Consider the following 2,845-nt stretch of genomic DNA (forward strand, 5'->3'; position numbering starts at 1 on the left):
GTGCCGAAGTGGGTCGTCGGGGACCGCGGCGACACCCGTAACGCCTTTCGCGAGCACATCTGGAACATGGTCGCGACCGGCGATCCCACCCCAGCGCCACGAGGCGCCCGTCGCGTGCCCAGACTGCATCCACAACAACCGCAGGCAGGTCGAGCACCTCTGGGCCAGGCCCAAGGAATGGCGTGCAATCGCCACCCGCTACGAGACGACCGCGGCCTGCTTCAGGGGCGTCCTCTCCCGCGCTCCAGCCCTCGATTCGCCCACGCGATGACACCCACTAGACCAACCGCGAGCAGAACCAACGGCTCGCAGTCTTCTTCGGACTTCACCCAACAGACATAATTCAGAAACGGCGCCTATCGTGTTTTTTCGACGACTGACGCCACGGTTTGCGACCGGCCCGTCACATGTGCCAATCTCCACCACCGGTCATATGCACGACAGCGGTGCTGCCGGTGCTCATCAAGCCCGCCACACCGCTGCTGCCGGCTGCCACACTGCCAGCATGAGCCTCGCTGTCGAGCGTGACTTGGTGGACGTAGAGGTTGCGGTCATAACCCCAGCCGCCATACGCATCGTCTAGGAACTTAACTGCCACATCGTGGGTCCCTGAGCCGAAGTTGCCGGTTAGGGTGATGTCCTGGGTCTGGCCCTCGGCGTGCGAGGCGGAGGTGGTGAGCGTACCGCCGACCTGCTTGCCGTCGACCGTCACGATGAAGTGCGGGTCACCCTGCCAGCTGTCGCCAGAAACCTTGAACACCAGGGTGTCATCCCCGCCCGTATGAAAGGTAGCTGTACCGTTGCCGAGGAGGTTGGCCGCCCCGTTGCTGTTAGATCCCGCATTGTTAGTGCTGCCGCTACCATCTTGACCTTGCCCGTTCAGGCTGACCTGGTGGACGTAGAGGTTGCGATCCTTGTCGGCCGACCCGCCATACGCATCGTCGATGAACTTGACCACGACATCGTGGGCGCTTGAGCCGAAGTTGCCCGTCAGGGTGATGTCCTGGGTCTGGCCAGCAGCGTGCGAAGCAGAGGTGGTCAGCACACCGCCGACCTGCTTGCCATCCACCGTCACAATGAAGTGCGGGTCACCCTGCCATTTGTCACCAGAGACCTTGAACACCAAAGTGTCTGTATCGGTGTTCATAGGTGGGGTCGAGACAGAACCAGGATTTGCGGGAGGAGCTGAGGGTGTCTCTGGCGACGAATGATCCAAGTTTGCAATGGCGCTCCTGTAGATGGCACCGGCGTTAGCATTTATTCCTGTGCTGAGCTTACCACTGTAGTCGGCATTTGAGTCCCAATAGTTCTCGTAGACCATATTGTGGTCGGCCATCCACTTGGTCATAGCGTCGATGTACGACCCCGCGTTGTTGCTGGCGACACCCCACTCGGAGATGGCGGTGGCCTTGCCGTGGGCTGCGGCGAAATCCTGCTGCCATTGCAGACCGTAAGCGCGCGCGACCTCACCCTGGAACGCCTTGGAAGCATTACCTCCGTCCCACTGAGTGTGGTAGTATACGTCTGTGCCGATTACATCAACGTACTTGTCGCCCGGGTACGCCTTCTCTGGGTTCATGTTGCCACCATCATTGGTGGTATCCCAAACGAACTTGAACTTGTCGGAAACCGAGCGGAAGGTGTTCACTAAGTTTTGAAAAGACTGGATGAAGGCAGTCTCGTGGCCAGCAGCGGCCCAAGGCATCCAGGAGCCATTAAACTCCCAGCCGACGCGCACGTAGATGTTGCCGTCACTGCTGACCTTGGTTTGCGCCAGTCCCTGAGCAGCCTTGAGGAAGTGATCGTTGAAAGCCCCTGTAGCAACCTGCTCGAGCGAGGTGCTCCAAACCGACAACGGCACCGACCATATGCTGGGTGTGGCGGTGTTCTTCCACAAAGTCACCTCATAGGCGATCGAACTGTCAAAAGCCTTCCAATTGTCGTTATTGAGGTAGTTCAGCACGTTGTCAGGCGCGCTCCCAACCCACTTGGAGTACGCAGCAAAGGCGGCAGGATCGTTGCCGACATACACACCAGTCTGGGTCAATGCGTGCCTCCTATCTGGGCCATTGAGAAAACCTCATGGATTGCCGATGATAACATTCGAATTTGCCGTAATGATGGCCGATATGTGACATCACAGCATTGAGATTAGCACGAACATAAATACCTAAAAATATTGGTGGCGAGTTAGTGAATTTGACATTTGAGCAGATGAATATCAATTGGTGGAGGCATCTTCAGGGCGTGTAGAGCGGATCACCATGGCGACGCGCATAGCGGTAACCGGGAGGGGCAGAAAGCCATGAGGCCGTGGGTCTGTATTTCACCCACGACGGACCTCGCCTGCGCGCGAAAGCAATTCACATAAGACCCAGTATATAACTATGTCATTACGCGAACACCTGTTTGTGTGATGAGAACAACAAAAAGTGCTCCTCGGCTCGCCTGGCGCTCCACAAGCAGCTTTTTCCAACAAGCCACAAACCGTGATTAGGTGACGTCATTCGCCCTTCGATGCTCGCGCTGCCCCTACTTCTTGCCACCGCCACCGCCAGGGCTGAACCGACATCAACCCTCAAGGAAATGTGGCAGCTCCTTGGCTCGTGCTCCCAGTCTGTTGGCGGCCCCGCCGCGTCGGTCGGATCGGAAATGACACTCCTCTTCAGCATAAAGCTGGTCAGCCCCCATTGAAGTGGTCCGCCCTTTGGTATGGCTTTTGAGCCTGTGGAGTTGACCCCGTTTGTGGTCCACGGCCTATGCAAGTTTTCGGGCTGTGACAGCTTGGTTGGCGAAGGCTCGGGGCGTCAAGCCGCCCAGGGCCGTATGGGGGCGATCTTCGTTG

At 58.0% G+C, this 2,845-nt stretch carries 1 protein-coding gene and 1 pseudogene; one reads left to right on the forward strand and one right to left on the reverse strand.

Translation table 11 applies throughout. From position 1 onward, the window contains the following. Window positions 1–271: pseudogene (locus tag MKK70_RS19580) on the forward strand (transposase); the annotation flags it as partial. A 132-nt stretch (window positions 272–403) separates the two neighbouring features. Here MKK70_RS19580 and MKK70_RS19585 read toward each other — a convergent pair. Beyond that, entirely contained in the window at window positions 404–2,047 is a 1,644-nt protein-coding gene (locus MKK70_RS19585; protein ID WP_243949427.1) for a carbohydrate-binding domain-containing protein, read from the reverse strand. Between the last annotated feature and the right edge of the window lie 798 nt (window positions 2,048–2,845).

It is taken from the genome of Methylobacterium sp. E-041 (genome assembly GCF_022829665.1).
GTDB lineage: Bacteria > Pseudomonadota > Alphaproteobacteria > Rhizobiales > Beijerinckiaceae > Methylobacterium.